This is a genomic window from Pseudomonas putida, from assembly GCA_041071465.1.
Taxonomy (GTDB): Bacteria; Pseudomonadota; Gammaproteobacteria; order Pseudomonadales; family Pseudomonadaceae; genus Aquipseudomonas; species Aquipseudomonas putida_P.
In genome coordinates, this window is record CP163498.1 from 1,717,278 (window position 1) to 1,740,938 (window position 23,661).

A 23,661-nucleotide genomic window follows, 5' to 3' on the forward strand; every position below is an offset into this window, starting at 1 on the left:
GAGGGGCTGTCTTGCGCATTACATGAAAGTCGGGTAACCAATGGGTGTGGCAAGTTCCCTGCATCACTTTGCAGGTCGTCAGAACCCCCGCAGCACCGCTGTTCCTTATCACTGGTCACCCGAGTAGCAGTACCGGGCTCAGCGCTGTGCACCCGCCACGGCAACCGGTACTCGTCTCAGGACAACGGAGCGTCGTAGATGAGTAACAAGAACAACGATGAGCTGCAGCGGCAGGCCTCGGAAAACACCCTGGGGCTGAACCCGGTCATCGGCATTCGCCGCAAGGACCTGTTGAGCTCGGCACGCACTGTGCTGCGCCAGGCCGTGCGCCAACCGCTGCACAGCGCCAAGCATGTGGCCCACTTTGGCCTGGAACTGAAGAACGTGTTGCTGGGCACGTCCAACCTGGCCCCGGAAGGCGACGACCGTCGCTTCAATGACCCGGCCTGGAGCAACAACCCACTGTACCGCCGCTACCTGCAAACCTACCTGGCCTGGCGCAATGAACTACAGGACTGGATCGGCAGCAGCGACCTGTCACCCCAGGACATCAGCCGCGGCCAGTTCGTCATCAACCTGATGACCGAGGCCATGGCGCCGACCAATACCCTGTCCAACCCGGCCGCGGTCAAACGTTTCTTCGAAACAGGCGGCAAGAGCCTGCTCGATGGCCTGTCAAACCTGGCCAAGGACATGGTCAACAATGGCGGCATGCCCAGCCAGGTGAACATGGATGCCTTCGAAGTGGGCAAGAACCTGGGTACCAGCGAAGGCGCGGTGGTGTACCGCAACGATGTGCTGGAACTGATCCAGTACAGCCCCATCACCGAGCAGGTACACGCTCGCCCGCTGCTGGTGGTACCGCCGCAGATCAACAAGTTCTACGTGTTCGACCTGAGCCCGGAAAAGAGCCTGGCACGCTTCTGCCTGCGCTCGCAGCAGCAGACCTTCATCATCAGCTGGCGCAACCCGACCAAGGCCCAGCGCGAATGGGGCCTGTCCACCTACATCGATGCGCTCAAAGAAGCAGTCGACGCGGTGCTGGCGATTACCGGCAGCAAGGACCTGAACATGCTCGGTGCCTGCTCTGGCGGCATCACCTGCACCGCACTGGTGGGCCACTATGCCGCCATTGGCGAAAACAAGGTCAACGCCCTGACCCTGCTGGTCAGCGTGCTCGACACCACCATGGACAACCAGGTTGCATTGTTCGTCGACGAGCAGACCCTGGAGGCCGCCAAGCGCCACTCCTACCAGGCAGGCGTGCTGGAAGGCAGCGAAATGGCCAAGGTGTTCGCCTGGATGCGCCCCAATGACTTGATCTGGAACTACTGGGTCAACAACTACCTGCTCGGCAATGAACCGCCGGTGTTCGACATCCTGTTCTGGAACAACGACACCACGCGCCTGCCGGCCGCCTTCCACGGCGACCTGATCGAAATGTTCAAGAGCAACCCGCTGACGCGCCCCGAAGCCCTGGAAGTGTGCGGCACCGCAATCGACCTGAAGCAGGTCAAATGCGACATCTACAGCCTTGCCGGCACCAACGACCACATCACCCCCTGGCAGTCGTGCTACCGCTCGGCACACCTGTTTGGCGGCAAGATCGAGTTCGTGCTGTCCAACAGCGGGCATATCCAGAGCATCCTCAACCCGCCGGGCAACCCCAAGGCACGCTTCATGACCGGTGCCGACCGCCCAGGCGACCCAGTGGCCTGGCAGGAAAACGCCACCAAGCATGCCGACTCCTGGTGGTTGCACTGGCAAAGTTGGCTGGGCGAGCGTGCCGGCGCGCTGAAAAGGCGCCCACCCGCCTGGGCAACCGTGCCTACGCTGCCGGCGAGGCCTCCCCAGGCACGTACGTTCACGAACGTTGAGTAGCAGCGCCGTGGCCACCTGCGGGCGCCACGGTGTTTACTTCACCCAAGAGTCACGCGCATGCCGCAACCCTACATTTTCAGGACCGTCGAGCTGGACGACCAGTCCATCCGCACCGCCGTCCGCCCGGGCAAGCCGCACCTGACGCCGTTGCTGATCTTCAACGGCATCGGCGCCAACCTGGAGCTGGTGTTTCCGTTCATCGAAGCATTGGACCCGGACCTGGAAGTCATCGCTTTCGACGTGCCCGGTGTCGGTGGCTCGTCCACCCCACGCCACCCGTATCGCTTCCCTGGGCTGGCCAAGCTGACGGCACGGATGCTCGACTACCTCGACTACGGCCAGGTCAACGTCATCGGCGTGTCCTGGGGCGGCGCCCTGGCCCAGCAGTTCGCGCACGACTACCCCGAGCGCTGCAAGAAGCTGGTGCTGGCCGCCACCGCTGCTGGCGCGGTCATGGTGCCAGGCAAGCCCAAGGTGCTGTGGATGATGGCCAGCCCCCGCCGCTACGTGCAGCCGTCGCATGTCATACGCATTGCGCCGATGATCTATGGCGGCGGCTTCCGGCGCGACCCGGACCTGGCCATGCACCATGCCGCCAAGGTGCGCTCTGGCGGCAAGCTGGGTTACTACTGGCAGCTGTTCGCCGGGCTTGGCTGGACCAGCATCCACTGGCTGCACAAGATCCAGCAGCCCACCCTGGTATTGGCCGGCGACGACGACCCGCTGATCCCGCTGATCAACATGCGCCTGCTGGCCTGGCGGATTCCCAATGCCCAGCTACACATTATCGACGACGGCCATTTGTTCCTGATCACCCGGGCCGAGGCCGTCGCCCCCATCATCATGAAGTTTCTGCAGCAAGAACGTCAGCGCGCAGTCATGCACCCTCGCCCGGCTTCGGGCGTGTAGGCGCGGGCTTGCCCGCGAGGCGGCGCCATGGCCAGAACGAGGGAGTGTTGCCATGAAAGACAAACCGGGCAAAGGATCGACAACGCTCCCCGCCACCCGCATGAACGTGCAGAACGCCATCCTCGGCCTGCGCGGCCGCGACCTGCTGTCCACATTACGCAACGTCGGCCGCCACGGCCTGCGCCACCCGCTGCATACCGCGCACCATCTACTGGCGCTTGGCGGGCAACTGGGGCGGGTGATGCTGGGGACACGCCCTACCAGCCAAACCCACGTGACGCGCGCTTCAGTGACCCGACCTGGAGCCAGAACCCGTTCTACCGCCGTGGCCTGCAGGCCTATCTGGCCTGGCAGAAACAGACGCGCCAGTGGATCGATGAAAGCCACTTGAACGACGATGATCGAGCACGCGCCCATTTCCTGTTCAACCTGATCAACGATGCGCTGGCCCCCAGCAACTCACTGCTCAACCCGCTGGCAATCAAGGAGCTGCTCAACACCGGCGGTCAGAGCCTGGTGCGTGGCGTAGCCCACCTGCTCGAAGACTTGCGCCACAACGATGGCCTGCCGCGCCAGGTGGACGAGCGTGCGTTCGAGGTGGGCGGCAATCTCGCCGCGACGCCTGGCGCCGTGGTTTTTCGCAATGAGCTTTTGGAGCTGATCCAGTACAAGCCGCTGAGCGAGACGCAGCACGCCCGCCCTCTGTTGGTGGTGCCGCCACAGATCAACAAGTTCTACATCTTCGACCTCAGCTCGACCAACAGCTTCGTCCAGTACATGCTCAAGAACGGCTTGCAGGTGTTCATGGTCAGCTGGCGCAACCCCGACCCACGCCACCGCGAATGGGGCCTTTCCAGTTACGTGCAGGCCCTGGAAGAAGCACTGAATGCCTGCCGCAGCATCAGCGGCAACCGTGACCCCAACCTGATGGGCGCCTGTGCCGGTGGCCTGACCATGGCTGCGCTGCAGGGCCACCTGCAAGCCAAGAATCAGTTGCGTCGCGTGCGCAGCGCCACCTACCTGGTCAGCTTGCTGGACAGCAAGTTCGAGAGCCCAGCCAGCCTGTTCGCCGATGAGCAGACCATCGAAGCCGCCAAACGCCGCTCCTATCAGCGCGGCGTGCTGGACGGTGGCGAGGTGGCACGGATCTTTGCCTGGATGCGGCCCAACGACTTGATCTGGAACTACTGGGTCAACAACTACCTGCTCGGCAAGACACCGCCGGCTTTCGATATCCTGTACTGGAACGCCGACAGCACGCGCCTGCCCGCCGCGCTGCATGGCGACCTGCTGGAGTTCTTCAAGCTCAACCCCTTGACCTACCCGGCCGGGCTGGAAGTGTGCGGCACGCCCATCGACCTGCAGCAGGTCAACCTGGACAGCTTTACCGTGGCCGGCAGCAACGACCACATCACCCCATGGGACGCGGTGTACCGCTCGGCCTTGCTGCTGGGTGGCGAGCGGCGCTTCGTGCTGGCCAACAGCGGGCATATCCAGAGCATCATCAACCCGCCCGGCAACCCCAAGGCTTACTACCTGGCCAACCCCAGGCTGAGCAGCGACCCCCGCGCCTGGTTCCACGACGCCAAACGCAGCGAAGGCAGCTGGTGGCCGTTGTGGCTGGAGTGGATCACTGCACGCTCCGGCCCGCTCAAGGCGCCGCGCAGCGAGCTGGGCAATACCACTTACCCACCGCTAGGCCCCGCGCCAGGCACCTATGTGCTGACCCGATGAGCATGCTGACTGGATGAAAACCCGCGACCGTATCCTGGAATGCGCCCTGCAGCTGTTCAACCAGCAGGGCGAACCCAACGTCTCCACCCTGGAAATTGCCAACGAAATGGGCATCAGCCCAGGCAACCTGTATTACCACTTCCATGGCAAGGAACCCTTGGTATTGGGCCTTTTCGAGCGTTTCGAGGAAGCGCTGATGCCCTTGCTCGACCCTCCCCTGGATGTGCGCCTGGATGCCGAGGACTATTGGCTGTTCCTGCACTTGATCGTCGAGCGCATGTCACAGTACCGCTTCCTGTTCCAGGACCTGTCCAACCTGACCGGGCGCCTGCCCAAGCTGGCCCGTGGCATGCGCGGCCTGATCAATGCGCTCAAACGCACACTCGCGGCGCTGTTGGCCAGCCTCAAGGGCCAGGGGCTGGTAGAGAGTGAGACCCAGGCGCTGGGGCAGCTGGTGGAGCAGATCACATTGACGCTGATGTTTTCGCTGGATTACCAGCGGGTGCTGGGGCGCGAGGGGGATGTGGGGATCGTGGTGTACCAGGTGATGATGCTGGTGGCGCCGCATCTGCAGGCGCAGGCACGGGCGGCGGCAGAGCAATTGGCGGTGCGCTATCTGGAAGGATAAACCTGCTGTTTCGGCGCAGAGGCCTTCGCGGGCATGCCCGCCCCCACAGGGCCTGCGCTGACCTGCTGATCGGCACTGTACCTGTGGGAGCGGGCAAGCCCGCGAAGAAGGCGACGCGGTATCAGATCAGGGTACCGGTGCCAGTCGGAGCCGACGGCGTGCTGCTTGCCGGGGCGGCGGCAGGTGCCGGTGCTGCGGTCGCGGCCGGTGCGGCGCTGGCCGCTGGAGCTGCAGGCTTCGCGGCTGCCGGTTTGGCCGGTGCCTTCTTCACTGCGGGTTTCTTCGCTGCCGCTGGTTTGGCTGCTGCCGGTTTCGCCGCAGGCTTGGCTGCCACGGGTATGGCTGCTGGCTTGGCCGCAGGTTTGGCCGCCGCAGTTTTAGCTGCAGGTTTTGCCGCCGCAGGCTTGGCCGCTGCGGCCTTGGCCAATGGCTTGGTTGCTGCCTTGCTCGCAGCCGGTTTGGCCGCGGCAGTGCGCGACGATATCGGCGTAACCGAAGCACCGGTCAGTTTCTCGATCTGCTTGGTCAGGCTATCCACCTGCTGATGCAGGGCCTTGATCTCGTTGCGGCTCGGCACGCCCAGGCGTGAGATGGCGCTGTTCAGACGCTTGTCGAAAGCCTCTTCGAGCTCGCTCCACTTGCCCAGCGCACGGTCCTTCACACCAGACACACGCGAAGTGGTCGATGATTTGGCGGATTCGGCTACTTCTTCAGCCGTCTTCTTCGCCTGCTTCTCGGCCTTCTCGCCATCTTTCACCAGCGTGTCGAACAGCTTCGGGCCGTCCTGGTCGATCTTCGAATAGATACCCAGCCCCGCCAGCCAGATCTTGCGGGAGTATTTCTCGATCCCGCCGACCCAGGAGCTGCCTTCTTTTTCGGTGTTCTTCTTGCCAGCCATCCTGCTCTCCTTATGGTTTGTGCGCGACGCGTTCAAGCAGTTCGTGCAGCTGTTCAAGCTTGATCGACAACGCCTCAACGTCATGTTTAGACGGAATGCCGAGGCGATTCAAGGCGCGCCCTACCCGTGCGTCGAAAGCTTTTTCGATCTTGTCGAGTTGAATCTCTACCTTGCCGCGTACGCGACTGACTTCTTCAGCGGCTTCATCGATCTGGTTGTTGGCAGCATCGAGCTCTTTGTCGATACGTTTCTTGCCACGCTTCTCGACGCCTTCGCCGGCCTTGACCAGCTCCTGGAAATAATCGGAGCCTTCCTGGCCCACGCGCGCATAAGCGCCGATGCCAGCCAGCCAGATCTTGCGCGCGTAGCCGCGCACTTCGCCCAGCGTACCCAGGGCGTCGTCCTTTTTCTTCACAGTCACTTTGGCCATGCTCTGTACCTCATGCTCATGAGTGGAGGAGGAACCGCCCATGGAGGCTGGGCTTGAGCATAAGGTAGAGGCTGTAATTAGAATCTTCACCCTAAGATCGCCACGCTGACTTATCTACCGCCACTGCTTCAGGTTGGCGTTTCAGCATTCGGCTCCCTTTGACCGGAGCCACAAACCATGCCCCAATCACTGCCCCTGGCATACCTATCATTCAAGCAACAGGTAGCGCAGCAGTTCGCCAACCGCCCCAGCCTGCGCGAAGTCGTAGCCAGCGCAGGTTACGACGCACTCGTGGCACGCTACCCATGGACCCGCGAAAACCACCCAGAGCTGCGCTCCATAGCGGGCTTCAGCATCCTGCATAGCCTGGATGAAGAGCTACCTGCACAGCAAAGCAACTTGGTGGACACACTGCTCGAACATTTTCTCAGCGGCCAGCCCATGGCGCTCGAGCCCACGGATCAGCTCAGCCTGAACCCACCAACCGTCTTTCGCCCCCAGCATGTCGCGCCGGCCATCGATATTCGCATGGCCGACCTGAACACTGACTACGACGATGTGCTGGCAACCCTTTGCGAGACATTTCAGCAGGCACAGATCAGTTACTGGAACGGCCGCGACGGTGACTCGGACGTAACCCGCCTTCAGTGGATGAAACAGGTACTCAAGGCCGCACTGCTCGCCACGCTTGAGCACCAAGGCCTGGACAGTGATCAGAAGGCCTTGCTGTACACCCTGCTCGCTCGATCCCATACAACGGTAGACGTACAGGCTTTGCAGGTTTCGCTCGGCAACCCAGGCAACGTGGCCCATGAGGTGTTGCCGGACCTGCTCATCACGGGCAAAAAAGATGCACGCGATCTGGTTCTGTGGTGCAGCCCCTCCGGTACCGTGCGCGGTTTCAACGGGCTCAGCGCGTTCGCCGCCGCCCTGCGCGACGAGCTTTCCGAGCACCATGCGTTCGATACGATGACCTGGGCCTGCGCGGCATTGACCGAAGACCCGTTCGCCTATCAGGCCCGGCAATTGCTCAACGGCCTGCTGCAAAAGATTGACCGGGTGCAGCTTGGCACTATCGAACATGTTGTTGATCTGGAGCGCGTATTCAGCAAGCTGAGCGACCCCTCATCGATATTCCCGGCGAGCTTTCGTATCGAACGGTCGGCACCCTCGATCACGCTGCCTGACTGGCTTGAAAAAGCCACGGCAACTGACCGCTTCCAATACCACATGGCACTGCTGGAGCTAACGGCAGGGCACATGCTGGCACGCGGTGAAACCTCCCTGGACGGGATCGAAGACTTGCAGCACTACACGGCTCGCCGCCTGCGCGAGCAAATGCGTCATGACCACCCGAACCAGCCGCTTTGCGACCCTGACCAGGTGCGGATCACGATTTCACAAGTCGTGCAGGTGTCCTCCGTGGGGCCCGCAAAGCTTGAGTACCTGAAAACCATCAGCCTGACCGAGCTGGCCATCTCACGTTTGCCATTGGGTAGCGACCAGGTGGCTTCGGCGGTTCAACTGGCCGGGCAACAGCCGCCCGGCAGTTGGATGGACCTTGATTATGTCGATGCACTGATCACTGCCGTGGATGTCGGAGGCCAGTACCCGAAGTATGTCCACGACCAGTTGCAGACGGGTTCTGAGAACGACGAACGTCGCCAGCGCTTTGCTGAAGAATGGCGTGTTGCGCTACTGCTTAGCGCGCTACAGGCCAAGATCACGGGGCAGTTGAACGAGCGCACCTGGCAGGCCGTTGCGGATTTTTGCCGCCGTGAAGCCCATGCCAGTACATCGCTGAAGATGGGGCCACTGTCATTGTGCAGCGTGCCGGGTGGCCCAAAGACCAACCTGGTGCATGGCATGTTCGTCATCGAAGTACCCGCAACTGGGGCCTGGATACTCTACCGGCCCTTGTTTGCCAGGCAGGCCATCAGGCAGTTCGACAGCCGCAGCCAATTGATGACGAGCATTCGGACCGAACACACCCTGCAGCAAGAAGTCCTTGACTGGCTGGATGACGATGCCCGCCCCATTTATGCCAATGATGGTTTCACCCACCCACACTTGCATGCTGGTCTCGCTGAACTGGCCCACCTGTTGGGACCTGGCCCTGGGCTGGCCGCTGATGCCCTCGAGCGCTTGCGAGCACCTGCCACATTGGCTTTCACGCCATGGTCAGGCGATGTGGACAGTTCGATGTACCAGGCCAGGGCGAGCGTTCTCCTGCTACTGGCCTCACGGCAGAGCCTCTCCAATGCCCAGCAACGCTGGGCTTTGGTCGTGCGGCTCGCATGGCTGGCGTTCAACACGGTCACGCCACTGCTGCGTGGGCCGGCAGGTCTGCTGGCCTGGTTGGTAGAAGCCCTGCTCGCCATCAAGGATGACCTGACAGCCTTGACCCAGGGTAGCGACGAAGAAAAGTTGCTCGCCGGTGCCGACATCCTGCTGAACCTGGCCATGCTGCTGGCCCACGGGCCCGGTACTGCCGAGCACGAAGCTGAACTGCCGCTTCAGCCCGAACCGCGCCGTGCTCGCAGCGCAATTGCACAGCAGCCGTCCGAACAGGAAACCTGGCAAGCTCCTGCCGAGCAGTCCCGGCCCGCACCAATCCACATCAGCCAATGGGGCCACGACCAACGGCTCGGCAACCTGCCCCGCGAAGCCCGTGCGGCGCTCGCCACCTTACGCGCCAAGATCAGCCTTAACGAGCAGACTGCGCTGGCCAGCGGCCGTCTGCGGGGCCTGTACAAGGTTGAGGACCGCTACTACGTGAAATTGCAGGATGTCGCCTACGAGGTCGAAGAAAGTTGGAGCGGCGTACGCATCATCGGACCGCAGGTCAGTCACAGCGAATGGTCGCAGTCATGGGGTGCAGCCCCTGACGGCTACTACATTGTCGGCCGCGAACGCAGCCGCGGCCCTTGGCTGACGCGCTGGAACGGAGAATGGATGCTCGACCTGCACCTGTCGGGCGGTATGCCGAGAACAGCCAAGGCACTGATCGACGAAAAAAAACAAGCGCTGAAGAAAATGCAGGAAGACCGAGCGGCGAATGACAAAAAGCTCACCAACACAGAAATATTCCTCGACGGCTATCTGCAACGGGTAAAGCCATATGACGAGGCATACCTGGCATTTCAGCGATCCCTCGATGCCTACCCCGACACAGCCCTCGACGACCTGCCGGAGGAGCTGCAAGCAAGGCGGCGGGCACTGCGCACGCTGCGCAACGAGTCACGTGCGAACTTTGATGTGCTCGCCCTCACCTACGAAAAACAGGCCGAGCTGATAAGGAATCAAGCGCAGCTCTTCGCCAGCATGAGTGACCCCAAATACGCCAGATTCGACCCCAACGCAGTGGCCTCCTTCGCCCGTGGGCAATGGTGGGAACAGTTGCTTACCGCCGACTTGCATCAGTTCCACCGACTGCTCGATATGAATGACTATGCCGCACTTAAAGACCAGTCACGTCGGCTCTTGCAGTTACCCTTCGGCCAGGAGCAGGCACAGCTGTACCTGGACTACAGCAAGAAGGTCGAAGCAGCACTGGCCACCCATAGACGCCTCTTCAACGTCAGCCAACGCCTTGACCACAACCTCAGCGAGGCACTGACAGATGGGCAGATCCAGTTCTCTGGCAAACGCAAGAAGCTCGATGTCATCATCAACAACCGGCGATATTCCACACTGATGGTCCGAGCTCAGATCCTGAGCGACCTGTATCAGTTGGTCGTGAGCAGAGATCAGCTAACTGCGGAGGACTTCGAAAGTGTCCTGCTCTCGCATAAAACCCTGCGTAACAAGCCACTGCACGAAGCGCTGCTTAGCCACGACAGCCTGGCTGCAGCCCAGCTGGCCCCAGAAGAACAGAAAGAGCCACTGGAAAGCGCGTTAGGCGAATACAAACTGTCACTGGGCAATGCCGAGTATTTGCTTTCACGCAACATTCCGGCGGTGAACAGCAGCAAACTCAACGAATACATCGCAGAGCTGAATGCACTGATAACCCTGACTGAGCGTGACTTGGCCGCCACTTCTGCCGCGGCCGATCTGCAGGAAACAGCGCTCGAACAGCCGCTGACCCACAAAGTGCGATCTGTGAAACGCAAGGTTATCCGCACCAGCCGGGGCAAATCAGTGGTGGTCGAAGAAACCAAGGACGGCGACGAAGCCGTGCAGGTCGACCCGTTGACCGAAAAAACGGTTGCGCGCTATCAGCAACAAGGTGATCACTGGGAAGCGGTGCCGCAAGCTGCGTCAGCACCCGACTACACGCGCTTGCGCCGCACCGGCGCCGACCTGCTGGCTCAGAAAGATACCAGGATCGCCCACGCCTCCCGCCACCTGGACGGGCCAAACAGCCTGGCGGACCAGCTTGATTTCTACATTCAGGACATGGCAGACATCGCCGACGCGTTGCGCGCCGGCCCGGACCAAGGGCATGCACTGGCCACCAGGCTGGACCTGGCAGTTACCGAAGTGCGGGCAGAAAAAAAGCGCCTCTTGACCACCGCCTACCTGGGCACTCAGCACCCGGACAGCAAGGCCCTGCATTTCCTCCTGGAGGCAAACGAAATCGAGGTCAAGCTCACCAGGGCCCGCAAAAGGCTCAAGGCCAATGACTTTCTGGATGTCTATGACGTTTATCGCCTGGAACCCAGGCAGAAGCTCTGGGAAGCGCATTTCCACTACACCAGCGCAAATGCCAACCCACGGCGCTTTGCCAAAGGCCATTTGAAGTTCCCGAACACCATGAGCCGCGACGAGCGTTTGCAACGCGCACAGGCCCCGGCAGAGCGATACGAAATCTACCGGGGTGATCTGCGCCTCGAGCAGGTCGAGGACATCATCCCGTTCCCCGATAGCTGAAGGCCGCGGGCGTCAGGCCAGCGCCTTGTCCAGCGCCCGCTCGATCTCACCCTTGATGGTGGCGCTCATCATCGACAGCATCATGCCCAGCTTCAGTTCCACGCGGATGCTGTCATCAAAGATGTGCACACTGCCATTGGCGCCGCTGCGGGCCACATCGACCCGGTCACCGTTCCAGGTGGCCTTGAGGTCATATTCGCGGCTGAGCTTGTCGACCAGCGCTTCGGCCTTGGCGCGGGCGGCATCGCGGCCGAGGGAGTGTTTGCGTTCGACGCTGATCTGGGTCATGCGGGCATTCCTGAAGATGTAGACATAATTGGCATTATGCCCGCCCCTGCCCACTGGCACACCCCGCCAAGACAAATCCGCCCGTTCGCCCTAGAATGGCGGTAATTTTTTTCGGTGAAGCGATATGAACGACCAGCGCAAAGGCGACCACGCCGAACCCACCACTCATTTTGGCTACCAGGACGTGCCTGAAAGCCAGAAGGCGAAGAAAGTCGCCGAAGTGTTCCACTCGGTAGCCGCCAAGTACGACCTGATGAACGACGTGCTGTCCGGCGGCATGCACCGGCTGTGGAAGCGCTTTACCATCGAGCTGTCGGGTGTGCGCAGCGGCAACCGCGTACTGGACATTGCCGGCGGCACCGGTGACCTGGCGGCCAAGTTCTCGCGCCTGGTAGGCCCGACCGGGCAAGTGGTACTGGCCGACATCAACGATTCGATGCTCAAGGTTGGCCGTGACCGCCTGCTTGACCGTGGTGTGGCCGGCAACATCGAGTTCGTCCAGGCCGACGCCGAAAAGCTGCCGTTCCCGGACAACCACTTCGACTGCGTGACCATCGCCTTCGGCCTGCGCAACGTCACCCACAAAGACGAAGCCATCCGTTCGATGCTGCGCGTGCTCAAGCCCGGTGGCCGCCTGTTGATCCTGGAGTTCTCCAAGCCGACCAACAAGCTGATGTCCAGGGCCTACGACGCTTACTCGTTCGCCTTCATGCCGCTGGCCGGCAAGCTGATCACCAATGACGCCGAGAGCTACCGTTACCTCGCCGAGTCGATCCGCATGCACCCGGACCAGGAAACCCTCAAGAGCATGATGGTCGAGGCCGGCTTCGACCGCGTCACCTACCACAACATGACCAGCGGTATCGTTGCCGTACACCGGGGGATCAAGCCCTGATGCTGCTGGCCGGGCTGCTCGCCAGCGTCGAACATGGCCTGAACCGCGTCCTGCGCATGGACAGCACGGCCCTGCCGCGCCTGGCCGCGCTGGAAGGCAAGGTCATCGAGATCGACTGCCGCCAACCGGCCCTGCAGGTGTTCATCCTGCCCGATGAAGACGGCCTGATGCTCGCCGCCCACTGGGAGGGCGAAGTCGACTGCAGCCTGCGTGCCCCGGCTGGCAGCCTGGCGCAGCTGGCCCTGGCCAGGGACAAGACCGCTGTGCTGCACAGCCCGCAGGTCGAGCTGCATGGCGACAGTGCCGTACTGCTCGACCTGTTCGGCGTGCTGCAGGACCTGGAGCTGGACTGGGAGCACGAGCTGCAACGCTGGCTCGGCCCCGTCGCCACGGCCATGCTGGCCGGCCATATCCGCCTGCGTGCACGCTGGACCCGCCAAGGCCTGGCACGTTTCAGCCAGAACCTGTCCGAGTACCTGGCCGAAGAGTCCCGCACCCTGGTCGGCAAGCGCGAAGCCGAAGCCGCCTTCAGCGAACTCGATGCCCTGAAGCTCGATACAGAACGCCTCGAGGCGCGCCTCAAGCGCCTCTCCCGATCCCTTGATACCAGCGATAACGCATGAAGCTGCTCGCCGTCCGCCGTCTTTTTCGCATCCAGCGTGTGGTGATCCGCTACCGTCTCGATGACCTGTTGTTCGAACAGCCACTGCTGCCTTGGTGGCTGGCCAGCCTGCGCCTGCTGATGCCGTGGCGCTGGCTGCCCCGCAAGCCCACCGAACTCAGCCGTGGCGCGCGCCTGCGCCTGGCGCTGCAGGACCTGGGGCCGATCTTCATCAAGTTCGGCCAACTGCTGTCCACCCGCCGCGACCTGCTGCCCACCGACATCGCCGACGAGTTGATGCTGCTGCAGGACCGTGTGCCACCGTTCGACCCGCAAAAAGCCGTGGCGTTGATCGAGGAACAGCTCGGTGCAAAAGTCGGCGAGGTGTTCAGCCGCTTTGACGTCGAGCCACTGGCCTCGGCCTCGGTGGCCCAGGTACATGCCGCCCGCCTGAAAACCGGTGAAGAGGTGGTGGTCAAGGTGGTACGCCCGGGCCTGAAGCCGGTCATCGCCCAGGACTTGGCCTGGCTGTTCCTGATCGCCAAGGCCGCCGAGCGAGCCTCGGCCGATGCCCGTCGCCTGCACCCGGTGGAAATCGTCGGCGACTACGAAAAGACCATCTACGACGAACTCGACCTGCTGCGCGAGGCGGCCAACGCCAGCCAGCTGCGACGCAACTTCGAAGGCTCCGAGCTGATGTACGTGCCCCAGGTGTACTGGGACCTGTGCCGCCCCAAGGTGCTGGTAATGGAGCGCATCTACGGCGTACCGGTAACCGACATGGTCACCCTGGCCGACCAGCGCACCGACATGAAGCTGCTGGCCGAGCGTGGCGTGGAGGTGTTCTTCACCCAGGTGTTCCGCGACAGCTTCTTCCACGCCGACATGCACCCCGGCAACATCTTCGTCAGCACGGTCAAACCGTGGAGCCCGCAGTACATCGCCATCGACTGCGGCATCGTCGGCAGCCTGACCGCCGAGGACCAGGACTACCTGGCGCGCAACCTGATTGCCTTCTTCAAGCGTGATTACCGCCGCGTCGCCCAGTTGCACATCGATTCGGGCTGGGTGCCGGCGCACACCAAGGTCAACGAGTTCGAAGCGGCGATCCGCACCGTGTGCGAGCCGATCTTCGAAAAACCGTTAAAGGATATTTCCTTCGGCCAGGTGCTGATGCGCCTGTTCCAGACCGCGCGGCGCTTCAACATGGAAGTACAACCGCAGCTGGTACTGCTGCAGAAGACCCTGCTCAACATCGAAGGGCTGGGCCGCCAGCTGTACCCTGACCTGGACCTGTGGAGCACCGCCAAACCGTTCCTTGAACGCTGGATGCGCGATCGCTACAGCCCAAAGGCCGTGTTCGGCAACATTCATGGGCAGGTCGAGCAGTTGCCGCACCTGGCCAACATGGCCCGCGACCTGCTCGAACGCCTGTCGCAGCCGCACCTGAACGACCCGCAACTGCCGGAGCGTCGCCGCCAGGGTGACCGCTGGGCACTGCGCCTGCTGGGTGCCGGCCTGCTCGGCGGTGGTGCGGTATTGGCCGCAGGCGCCGCCGAGGCCGCGAGCCTGGCCGGCCCTGCTGCCTGGCCGGCCTGGCTGATGCTGGCCGCCGGCCTTTACCTGATCGTGCGCCAATAGCCAGCCGCGCCCGTGGCTGGCACACTAGCGCAAAGGGCCCGGTACAGGAGCGGGCCCGCTTTGGAGTCGACGATGAAAGACTGGCTGGACGAGATCAAGTGGAACAGCGATGGCCTGGTACCGGCGATCGCCCAGGACCACAAGACCGGACGCGTGCTGATGATGGCTTGGATGAACCGTGAATCGCTGGCCCTGACCGCCACCGAGCAACGCGCCATCTACTGGTCGCGTTCGCGCGGCAAGCTGTGGCGCAAAGGCGAGGAATCCGGGCACGTGCAAAAGCTGCATGAGCTGCGCCTGGACTGCGACGCCGACGTGATCATCCTGATGGTCGAGCAACTGGGCCATATCGCCTGCCATACCGGCCGTGAAAGCTGCTTCTACCGCGTGTATGAAGACGGCCAGTGGAAAATCGTCGACCCGGTCCTGAAGGACCCGGATGCCATCTACAGCGCAGGACACTGACATGAGCGACACCCTCAACCGCCTGGCCGAAGTGCTTGAAGAACGCAAGCACGCGGCGCCTGACAGCTCCTATGTGGCCAGCCTGTACCACAAGGGCCTGAACAAGATTCTCGAAAAGCTCGGCGAAGAGTCGGTCGAAACGATCATTGCTGCCAAGGATGCCGAGCACAGCAAGGATTACAGCGATGTCATCTACGAAACCGCCGACCTGTGGTTTCATAGCCTGGTGATGCTCAGCGCACTGGGCCAGCATCCACAAGCCGTACTCGATGAGCTGGAGCGCCGTTTCGGGCTTTCCGGGCACGATGAAAAGGCCGCGCGTCAGCCCTCGGCTTGAGCACAAAGCATTCTAGGAGAGCACCATGGGTATTTTTGACTGGAAACACTGGATCGTCCTGTTGGTCGTCGTGGTCCTGGTGTTCGGCACCAAGAAGCTGAAAAACTTCGGCAGCGACCTGGGCGAATCGATCAAGGGCTTCCGCAAGGCCATGAACGAAGAAGACCAAGCCAGCCGAGCAAACGCCGCCGCCTGCCCAGCCCGTGCCACCGGTGCAAAACACCGCGCAGCCGCAGCAAGGCCACACCATCGATGGCCAGGCCCAACCGGTCCAAGAGCCGCAGCGGAAAGACTGACCCATGTTCGGCATCAGTTTCAGCGAGCTGCTGCTCGTAGGCCTGGTCGCCCTGCTGGTGCTCGGCCCCGAGCGCTTGCCGGGTGCCGCACGCACGGCAGGGCTGTGGATCGGCCGGCTCAAGCGCAGCTTCAACAGCATCAAGATGGAAGTGGAGCGCGAGATCGGCGCTGACGACATCCGCCGGCAGCTGCACAACGAGCACATCCTGCAGATGGAAGAGGAAGCCAAGCGCATCCTCAACCCGCTGACGCCACCCGCGCAGCCGCCGGTAACCACGGCCAGCGTGCAGCCGCCTGCCGGGCTCGAAGCCAGGCCGGTCGAAGCACCTGCCGCCCCGGTCGCACCTTCTGAACCGCCTCAACCGCCGCCGCGAGCCCCATGAGCGAGAATCCGGAACACGACCAGCCTATGCCGCTGGTTTCGCACCTGACCGAACTGCGCACCCGCCTGCTGCGCTGCGTTGCCGTCATTTTCCTGATCTTTGCCGGGCTGTTCTCCTTCGCCCAGCAGATCTACACCCTGGTCTCGGCGCCTCTGCGCGACCATTTGCCGGCCAACGCGACGATGATCGCCACCGACGTGGCCTCGCCGTTCCTCACGCCGTTCAAGCTGACCATGATCGTGTCGCTGTTCCTGGCCATCCCGTTCATTCTCCAGCAGATCTGGGGCTTTATCGCGCCAGGGCTGTACCGCCATGAAAAACGCATTGCCATTCCACTGCTGGTGTCGAGCATTCTGTTGTTCTACGCCGGTATGGCCTTTGCCTATTTCCTGGTGTTCCCGCTGATGTTCAAGTTCTTTGCCGCCGCCACCCCGGCAGGCGTGGCAATGATGACCGACATCGCCAACTACCTCGACTTCGTGATGACGCTGTTCTTCGCCTTTGGCGTTGCCTTCGAAATCCCGGTGGCGGTGGTGCTGCTGGTGTGGATCGGCGTGGTCGACGTGAAGTACCTGAAGAAGATCCGCCCCTACGTGATCATCGGCTGTTTCGTGGTCGGCATGGTCCTCACCCCGCCGGACATCTTCTCCCAGACTTTGCTGGCCGTGCCCATGTGGCTGCTGTTCGAGGTCGGTGTGCTGTGCGGCAGCCTGATCCGCAAGCGTAGTGCCCACGACGAAGAAGCCAACGACCACAACGACCAGCCACCTGCGACCCAACCGTGAACCTGTTGCTTCTTGAAGAGGCCGACTTCGTCTCGGCCGACCGCGTCGTTCTCGCCGACCGACGCTTCATTCACATGCAGGAAATCCATCGCGTGGCGGTGGGTGACAACCTGCGCGTGGGCCGCATCAACGGCCTGATGGGCAAAGCCACGGTGCTGCGCCTGGAAAAGCACGAAGCCGAACTTGAAGTAGCCTTCGACCAGCCACCACCGGCCAAGCTGCCATTAACCCTCATATTGGCGGTGCCGCGGCCCAAAATGCTGCGGCGGCTGTTCCAGACCGTGGCCACCCTCGGCGTATCACGGCTGATCCTGGTAAACAGCTACAAGGTCGAGAAAAGCTTCTGGCAAACGCCTTTCCTGCAGCCCGAGAGCATTCGCGAAAACCTGATCCTCGGCCTGGAACAGGCGCGGGACACGGTGCTGCCCGAGGTGATCATCGAGAAACGTTTCAAGCCTTTCGTCGAAGATCGGCTACCCGCCATCGCCACTGGCACCCTGGGCCTGGTCGGCCACCCCGGCCCCTACCCCGCCTGCCCGCGTGCCGTGGAGCAAGCCGTAACCCTGGCCATTGGCCCCGAGGGCGGCTGGATCCCCTACGAAATCGAGCTGCTGGGCAAGGCTGGGCTGGCACCGGTGCAACTGGGTGATCGCATCCTACGGGTAGAGACCGCCGTCACCGCGCTGCTTTCGCGTATTTTCTGACGTAAACGCCCCTTTTTCACCCATCAAGTTTCCTCCCCGGGGCCGATGGCCTTGGCAACACAACAACTATTTGTGCTGCCAAGCCGCCGGGGAGTCGTACATGTATCAATGGTTAGCCCAATCGCTGGGCAATGTGAGCGTCAATCGCAAATTGGGGCTGGGCTTCGGCCTGGTGCTGCTGTTGACCTTGGCCATTACCCTGGCCGGCTGGCACGGCATGGACAGCATCATCGACCGTGGCGACAAGCTGGGTAACATCTCGGTCATCCAGCAGTACACCCAGGAACTGCGCATTGCCCGCCAGCATTACGAGCGCCGCAGTGATGATGCGTCGGTGGCCGAGCTGGAAAAAGCCCTGGCCAACCTCGACCGCCAGGTGCAGCTGATGCTCGGGCAGATCGAACACCCCGCCGACCGCCAGCGCCTGGAGCAGCAGCGTGAGGCTGTGCGCATCTACCAGCAGGCATTCAACGAGCTGAAGCAGGCCGGCCAGCGCCGCGAGGCCAGCCGTAGTGTGCTTGGCGACAGCGCCGACAAGGCCGCAGAGCTGATCGGCCGCGTGCAGCGGGGCCTGCTGCAAGGTGGCGATATCAACCAGTACCAGCACGCTGTGGAGGTGAGCGCCCTGCTCCAGCAAGCCCGCTTCCAGGTGCGTGGCTACACCTACAGCGGCAATGCCGAGTTCCAGCAAACGGCGCTGAAGGCCATCGACCAGGCCCTGGCCGAGCTGCGCGCATTGCCGGCCAAAGTGTCGGCCGAACATGCCGCCGGCCTCGACGATGCTGCCACTGCCATGGGCGGCTACCGCGATGCGGTCACCCAGTTCGGCAATGCCCAGGCCGCCAGCGAGCAGGCCCTGCAGCACATGGCCGAGCAAGGTACGCTGCTGCTGCAGACCAGCCAGGCGATGACCACATCGCAGACCGAGGTACGTGACGCAGGCGCAGCCCAGGCCAAGACCCTGCTCGCCGTGGCCACGGTGCTGGCCCTAGCCCTCGGCCTGCTGGCCGCCTGGGCCATTACCCGGCAGATCATCATCCCCCTGCGCCAAACCTTGCGCGCCGCCGAGCGCGTGGCCAGTGGCGACCTGACCCAGAACCTGCAAGTGCAACGTCGCGACGAACTGGGCCAGTTGCAGGCCAGCATGCAGCGCATGACCCAAGGCTTGCGGGAACTGATCGGCGGCATTGGCGACGGCGTCACGCAGATCGCCAGCGCTGCCGAGCAGCTGTCGGCCGTCACCGAGCAGACCAGCGCCGGGTCAACAACCAGAAGGTCGAAACCGACCAAGTGGCGACTGCCATGAACCAGATGACGGCCACCGTGCACGAAGTGGCGCGCAATGCCGAACAGGCCTCGGAAGCCGCCTTGATGGCCGACCAGCAGGCCCGCGAAGGCGACCGGGTGGTGGGCGAAGCGGTGGCGCAGATCGAGCGCCTGGCGGGCGAAGTGATCAACTCCAGCGAAGCGATGAACCAGCTCAAGGCCGAAAGCGACAAGATCGGCAGCGTGCTCGACGTGATCAAGTCGGTGGCCCAGCAAACCAACCTGCTGGCCCTCAACGCGGCGATCGAAGCCGCCCGCGCCGGTGAGGCCGGGCGTGGCTTTGCCGTGGTGGCCGACGAAGTGCGCAGCCTGGCCCAACGCACCCAGCAGTCGACTGAAGAGATCGAAGAGCTGATTGCCGGCCTGCAAAGCGGCACCCAACGGGTGGCCAGCGTGATGGACAACAGCCGCCAACTGACCGACAGCAGCGTCGAGCTGACCCGCCGCGCCGGCAGCTCGCTGGAAACCATCACCCGTACCGTGTCGTCGATTCAGGCGATGAACCAGCAGATTGCCACGGCGGCAGAAGAACAGACAGCCGTGGCCGAGGAGATCAACCGCAGCGTGATGAATGTGCGGGATATTTCTGACCAGACCTCGGCGGCCAGCGAAGAGACGGCCAGCTCCAGCGTTGAGCTGGCGCGGCTGGGGACCCACCTGCAGGGGTTGGTGGGGCGGTTCAAGCTCTGAGCTGAGAGGTGGTTCGCCTATACAGGCGAACCATCCTACATGCAGCAGTGAAATTTCCTACCTGATTATCAGGTCAAGTCCTACAACTCCGCTGCCGATTGGCAGGGATGTGATGCCGGCAATACGCCTGCATGCATTTTCCCAATCGCTCGGAGATTCCCCATGCTCGGCTACCTCAACCGCAAGCTCGGCAACATCAGTGTCGCTGCCAAGCTGGCCCTCGGCTTCGCCGTGGTCCTGTTACTCACCCTGGCCACCACACTCAGTGGCTGGCGCGCCCTGGATGGCGCGATCGTGCGCTCGCAGCAGCTCGGCGAAATAAACCTGATCAACGACCTGGGCAAAGACCTGCGCGCAGAACGCATCACCTACCGCGTGCTCAGCGACGACACCAGCAAGACGCGCATGACCGGCATCTTCGACCAGCTCGAAAACCTCCTGACCACGTTGCAGCATCGCAGCAGCATCGATGAATCACGGCAGTTGCTGGCTAAAGACCTGGCATTGTTGCAGCGCATGCGCAGCGACTTCAGCGAACTGCAGCAATACGTCGCCAAGCGTACTGGCTTGCGTAAGGCCATGCAGATACAGGAGCAGAAACTCAACGAGGCGATCGACGAACTGCAAACCCAGGCTTTACTGAAGATGCCTGCAGACAGCCAGCAAAACGGTGTACTGGGGCTGATGGACACCCTCACCCGGCATGTCGACGGGGCCAACCAGCAAAGCCTGGTGCCGGCCTATACCTTCGATCCGGTCGAGGATTTCGCCAAAGTCGGCGACAACGCCCTGGATGCCGCCAACAGTAGCCTCGGGCAACTGCTTGCAGGCCTCGCGCCGCTGGGCTTGCCACGCGCAGTCAGCGAGCAGCCTGGTGTCGAGCTGGCCAAGTACCGCGCCAGCCTTGAGCAGTACCGCCACGCCGCCGTACGTGTCGAGCAGTTGCAGAACAACCTGGACATCATGGGCACCGAGCTGCGCGCGACGAGCCTCGAACTGGGCAAACGCAAGGTCGAACAACGCGACAGTGAGGCCCTGGCCGCCCGCTCGCTGCTGACCAGCGTTGCGCTGATGGCACTGGTGGTAGGGGTATTGGCCGCCTGGCTGATCACCGTGCAGATCACCCAACCGTTGCGCCAGACACTCGCCGTGGCCGCGCGTATCGCCAAGGGTGACCTGAGCCAGGTTGACGCAGTGCACCGCCGCGACGAAATGGGCCAGCTGCAAACCAGCATGCGCCAGATGACCTTGAGCCTGCGCGAACTGATCGGTGGCATCGACCAGGGTGTCGGCCAACTGTCACAGGCCGCCACTCAGTTGGCGGCCAGTAGCGAGGACACCAAGCTGCGCATCAACCAACAGCGCGAAGAGACCGACCAAGTGGCCACCGCCATGAACCAGATGAGCGCCACCGTGCAGGAAGTGGCACAGAACGCCGAGCAGGCCTCGCTGGCCGCGAGCAACGCCGACCAGCAGGCACAACTGGGCGACCGAGTGGTGGCAGAGGCCATCGGCCGTATCGAACAACTGGCCGGGCAGATGGACCATTGCCTGGCGGCCATGCAACACCTGGCGGGCGAGAGCCAGCGCATTGGCAGCATCCTCGACGTGATCAAGTCGGTATCCGAACAGACCAACCTGCTGGCCCTGAACGCGGCGATCGAAGCTGCACGGGCGGGAGAAGCCGGGCGTGGCTTTGCCGTGGTGGCCGATGAAGTGCGGGGCCTGGCCCAGCGCACCTCGACGGCGACCGAGGAGATTGGCCAGTTGATCGACAGCCTGCACAACGGTACCGACGAAGTGACCCGCCTGCTGGACAGCAGCAAGAGCCTGACCGAGCAAAGCGTGGAGCTGAGCCGCAAGGCCGGGCAGGCGTTGGGCCAGATAACCGATACGGTGTCGAGCATTCAGGGCATGAACCAGCAAATCGCCACGGCCAGTGAAGAACAGAGCGTGGTGGCCGAGCAGATCAACCGCAGTGTGATCAACGTGCGGGATGTGTCGGATCAGACCAGTGCGGCCAGTGAACAGACGGCGGCTTCGAGCGGGGAGCTGGAGCAGCTGGGGCAGCAGTTGCGGGGGATGGTGGGGCGGTTCAACATCTGAAATTGCTGGGGGGCGCAAAGCGCCCCCCATGCGGTTACAGCACCTGGCGCAGGAAGGCCTGCGCACGCGGGTCTTTCGGGGCGGCGAAGAACGCGGCCGGGGCCGAATCCTCCAGCAGCTTGCCATGATCGAAGAACAGCACACGGTCGGCCACTTCGCGGGCAAAGCCCATTTCGTGGGTGACGCAGACCATGGTCATGCCTTCCTGGGCCAAGGTCTTCATCACGTCCAGTACCTCGCCGACCATTTCCGGGTCGAGCGCCGAGGTTGGTTCGTCGAACAGCATCACTTTCGGGTCCATCGCCAGCGCTCGGGCAATCGCTACGCGCTGCTGCTGCCCGCCAGAAAGCCGAGACGGGAACTCGTTGGCCTTTTGCGCAATGCCGACCTTTTCCAGCAGCGCCCGGGCCTTGGCTTCGCGGTCAGCCTTGTTGCGCTTGCGCACCACCTTCTGCGCCAGGCACAGGTTTTCCAGCACGGTCATGTGCGGGAACAGGTTGAAGTGCTGGAACACCATGCCGACTTCGCGGCGGTAGGCGTTGATGTCGGTCTTGGGGTCGGCCAGCTGCAGACCGTCGATGGCCACATGGCCCTGGTCGAAATGCTCCAGGCCGTTGAGGCAGCGCAGGAAGGTCGATTTGCCCGAACCCGATGGGCCGAGCACCACCACCACTTCGCCCTTGGCGACCTGGGTGGTGACGTTATCCACAGCCCGTACCACCTGGCCACGGGTGTCGAAGACTTTCAGCAGGTCACGGACTTCAATCACTTTGCGCAAGCCTCCGCTCGAGCCGACTGGCAATGTGCGACAGCGGCAGGTTGATCAGCAGGTACAGGCCTGCCACGCAGAACCAGATTTCGAAGGTAGAGAACGAGGTGGTGATAGCCTCACGGCCACTCTTGGTCAGCTCGGTGATGGCGATTACCGACACCAGCGAAGTGTCCTTGACCAGGCTGATGAACTGGCCGGCCAGCGGTGGCAGCACACGTTTGAACGCCTGCGGCAAGATGACGTGGCGCATCGACTGGCCAGCGTTCAGGCCCAGGGAACGAGCTGCTTCATTCTGGCCCTTGGCGATCGACTGCACGCCGGCACGGACAATTTCGGCCACGTAGGCGCCAGTGAACAGCGCCAGCGCCGCCACCCCGGCAAATTCCCGGGACAGGTTGAGCACAGTGCCGATGAAGAAGTAGAAGATGAAGATCTGCACCAGCAGCGGCGTGCCGCGCACCAGTTCGACATAAACGGTCGACAGGTCGCGCAGGGTGGGGTTGTTGGACAACCGGCACAAGCCAGCGAACAGGCCGATCACCAGGCCCAGCGCCCCGGACACCACCGAGATCCACAAGGTGGTCCAAAGGCCCCAGGCCAGCGGGCCCGCTGCCCAATGCCGGGTTACACCAATCGGGTCGCCTTCGGCGACATCGTCGCCACGGCTCAGCTGCAGGCTGTCCTTGGCCACATCGAGCACTTGCTCGGCACCACTCTCATCCTTCAGCGTGACGCGAGCGTTATCGCCGGAGATGACGATTTCCTGCACGGTGCCGTAATTGGCAGCGCGCTGTGTTTCCTCGGCCTTGTAGGCAAAGTACTGCGGTACGCGGTTCCAGCGCCACTCGTAGGAAATCATCGAAGTGGCCATGTACAGGCTGAGCGCCAGGCCCACCAGGACCAGGGCGGTCAGCCCGTGCCAGGGCCACTGGGCTTTCTTGTGTTTGATCACGTGGGGTACTTCCGTAAATGCGAACGCGCAGGGTTTGCCTGCGCGTCGGGGTCATAAAGCCGGG

17 protein-coding genes and 4 pseudogenes are annotated in these 23,661 nt (G+C 62.6%); 16 read left to right on the top strand and 5 right to left on the bottom strand.

Going from position 1 to position 23,661, the window contains the following annotated elements; genetic code table 11:
* The first annotated feature begins 198 nt into the window (after positions 1-198).
* The 4 genes and pseudogenes from phaC (AB5975_07970) (at position 199) to AB5975_07985 (ending at position 5,152) form a co-directional block, all read left to right on the top strand.
* Positions 199-1,877, top strand: a pseudogene (gene phaC, locus AB5975_07970) (class II poly(R)-hydroxyalkanoic acid synthase).
* Positions 1,878-1,938: 61 nt separating this feature from the next.
* Positions 1,939-2,790 (top strand): poly(3-hydroxyalkanoate) depolymerase, encoded by an 852-nt coding sequence (gene phaZ, locus AB5975_07975; GenBank protein XDR21764.1) that lies wholly within the window; start codon positions 1,939-1,941, stop codon positions 2,788-2,790.
* 52 nt (positions 2,791-2,842) lie between these two features.
* A pseudogene (gene phaC, locus AB5975_07980) lies at positions 2,843-4,524 on the top strand (class II poly(R)-hydroxyalkanoic acid synthase).
* A gap of 13 nt (positions 4,525-4,537) precedes the next feature.
* Positions 4,538-5,152 (top strand): TetR/AcrR family transcriptional regulator, encoded by a 615-nt coding sequence (locus tag AB5975_07985; GenBank protein XDR21765.1) that lies wholly within the window; start codon positions 4,538-4,540, stop codon positions 5,150-5,152.
* A 121-nt stretch (positions 5,153-5,273) separates the two neighbouring features.
* Here the strand turns inward: AB5975_07985 and AB5975_07990 are convergent, their stop codons facing one another.
* Together AB5975_07990 and AB5975_07995 are read right to left on the bottom strand one after the other, a co-directional pair.
* Positions 5,274-6,050: a phasin family protein gene (locus AB5975_07990; protein XDR21766.1), complete on the bottom strand. Its 777-nt coding sequence runs from the start codon at positions 6,048-6,050 to the stop codon at positions 5,274-5,276.
* 10 nt (positions 6,051-6,060) lie between these two features.
* Positions 6,061-6,480, bottom strand: a complete 420-nt coding sequence (locus AB5975_07995; GenBank protein XDR21767.1) for a phasin family protein — start codon at positions 6,478-6,480, stop codon at positions 6,061-6,063.
* A 177-nt stretch (positions 6,481-6,657) separates the two neighbouring features.
* On the opposite strand from AB5975_07995, the gene AB5975_08000 reads away from it, so the two are divergent.
* The gene (locus AB5975_08000) at positions 6,658-11,355 is read left to right on the top strand and encodes a DUF6543 domain-containing protein (protein ID XDR21768.1); all 4,698 of its coding nucleotides are present in this window, start codon (positions 6,658-6,660) and stop codon (positions 11,353-11,355) included.
* Between the two features lie 12 nt (positions 11,356-11,367).
* Here the strand turns inward: AB5975_08000 and AB5975_08005 are convergent, their stop codons facing one another.
* Entirely contained in the window at positions 11,368-11,643 is a 276-nt protein-coding gene (locus AB5975_08005) for a polyhydroxyalkanoic acid system family protein (GenBank protein XDR21769.1), read from the bottom strand.
* Between the two features lie 124 nt (positions 11,644-11,767).
* On the opposite strand from AB5975_08005, the gene ubiE reads away from it, so the two are divergent.
* The 11 genes and pseudogenes from ubiE (at position 11,768) to AB5975_08060 (ending at position 21,873) form a co-directional block, all read left to right on the top strand.
* The gene (ubiE, locus tag AB5975_08010) at positions 11,768-12,538 is read left to right on the top strand and encodes a bifunctional demethylmenaquinone methyltransferase/2-methoxy-6-polyprenyl-1,4-benzoquinol methylase UbiE (protein ID XDR21770.1); all 771 of its coding nucleotides are present in this window, start codon (positions 11,768-11,770) and stop codon (positions 12,536-12,538) included.
* On the top strand, positions 12,538-13,161 hold the full coding sequence (locus AB5975_08015; protein XDR21771.1) for an SCP2 domain-containing protein: 624 nt from the start codon (positions 12,538-12,540) through the stop codon (positions 13,159-13,161). Before ubiE ends, AB5975_08015 begins: the two co-directional genes overlap by 1 nt.
* A complete protein-coding gene (ubiB, locus tag AB5975_08020) occupies positions 13,158-14,780 on the top strand; it encodes a ubiquinone biosynthesis regulatory protein kinase UbiB (protein ID XDR21772.1) in 1,623 nt (540 codons plus the stop codon). The genes AB5975_08015 and ubiB overlap by 4 nt, the downstream gene beginning before the upstream one ends.
* A gap of 72 nt (positions 14,781-14,852) precedes the next feature.
* Positions 14,853-15,245: a phosphoribosyl-AMP cyclohydrolase gene (gene hisI / locus AB5975_08025; GenBank protein ID XDR21773.1), complete on the top strand. Its 393-nt coding sequence runs from the start codon at positions 14,853-14,855 to the stop codon at positions 15,243-15,245.
* A gap of 1 nt (position 15,246) precedes the next feature.
* Entirely contained in the window at positions 15,247-15,582 is a 336-nt protein-coding gene (locus AB5975_08030) for a phosphoribosyl-ATP diphosphatase (GenBank protein XDR21774.1), read from the top strand.
* A 25-nt stretch (positions 15,583-15,607) separates the two neighbouring features.
* Positions 15,608-15,878, top strand: a pseudogene (locus AB5975_08035) (twin-arginine translocase TatA/TatE family subunit).
* Positions 15,879-15,881: 3 nt separating this feature from the next.
* A complete protein-coding gene (gene tatB / locus AB5975_08040; GenBank protein ID XDR21775.1) occupies positions 15,882-16,262 on the top strand; it encodes a Sec-independent protein translocase protein TatB in 381 nt (126 codons plus the stop codon).
* Entirely contained in the window at positions 16,259-17,047 is a 789-nt protein-coding gene (gene tatC / locus AB5975_08045; GenBank protein ID XDR21776.1) for a twin-arginine translocase subunit TatC, read from the top strand. Before tatB ends, tatC begins: the two co-directional genes overlap by 4 nt.
* Complete coding sequence (locus tag AB5975_08050; protein ID XDR21777.1) at positions 17,044-17,751, top strand: 16S rRNA (uracil(1498)-N(3))-methyltransferase; 708 nt, start codon at positions 17,044-17,046, stop codon at positions 17,749-17,751. The genes tatC and AB5975_08050 overlap by 4 nt, the downstream gene beginning before the upstream one ends.
* Positions 17,752-17,851: 100 nt before the next feature.
* Positions 17,852-19,767, top strand: a pseudogene (locus AB5975_08055) (methyl-accepting chemotaxis protein).
* A gap of 162 nt (positions 19,768-19,929) precedes the next feature.
* A complete protein-coding gene (locus tag AB5975_08060) occupies positions 19,930-21,873 on the top strand; it encodes a methyl-accepting chemotaxis protein (GenBank protein XDR21778.1) in 1,944 nt (647 codons plus the stop codon).
* 34 nt (positions 21,874-21,907) lie between these two features.
* Here the strand turns inward: AB5975_08060 and AB5975_08065 are convergent, their stop codons facing one another.
* Together AB5975_08065 and AB5975_08070 are read right to left on the bottom strand one after the other, a co-directional pair.
* Positions 21,908-22,642 (bottom strand): amino acid ABC transporter ATP-binding protein, encoded by a 735-nt coding sequence (locus AB5975_08065; protein XDR22938.1) that lies wholly within the window; start codon positions 22,640-22,642, stop codon positions 21,908-21,910.
* Complete coding sequence (locus tag AB5975_08070) at positions 22,635-23,597, bottom strand: amino acid ABC transporter permease (protein ID XDR21779.1); 963 nt, start codon at positions 23,595-23,597, stop codon at positions 22,635-22,637. The genes AB5975_08065 and AB5975_08070 overlap by 8 nt, the downstream gene beginning before the upstream one ends.
* Positions 23,598-23,661: the final 64 nt, after the last annotated feature.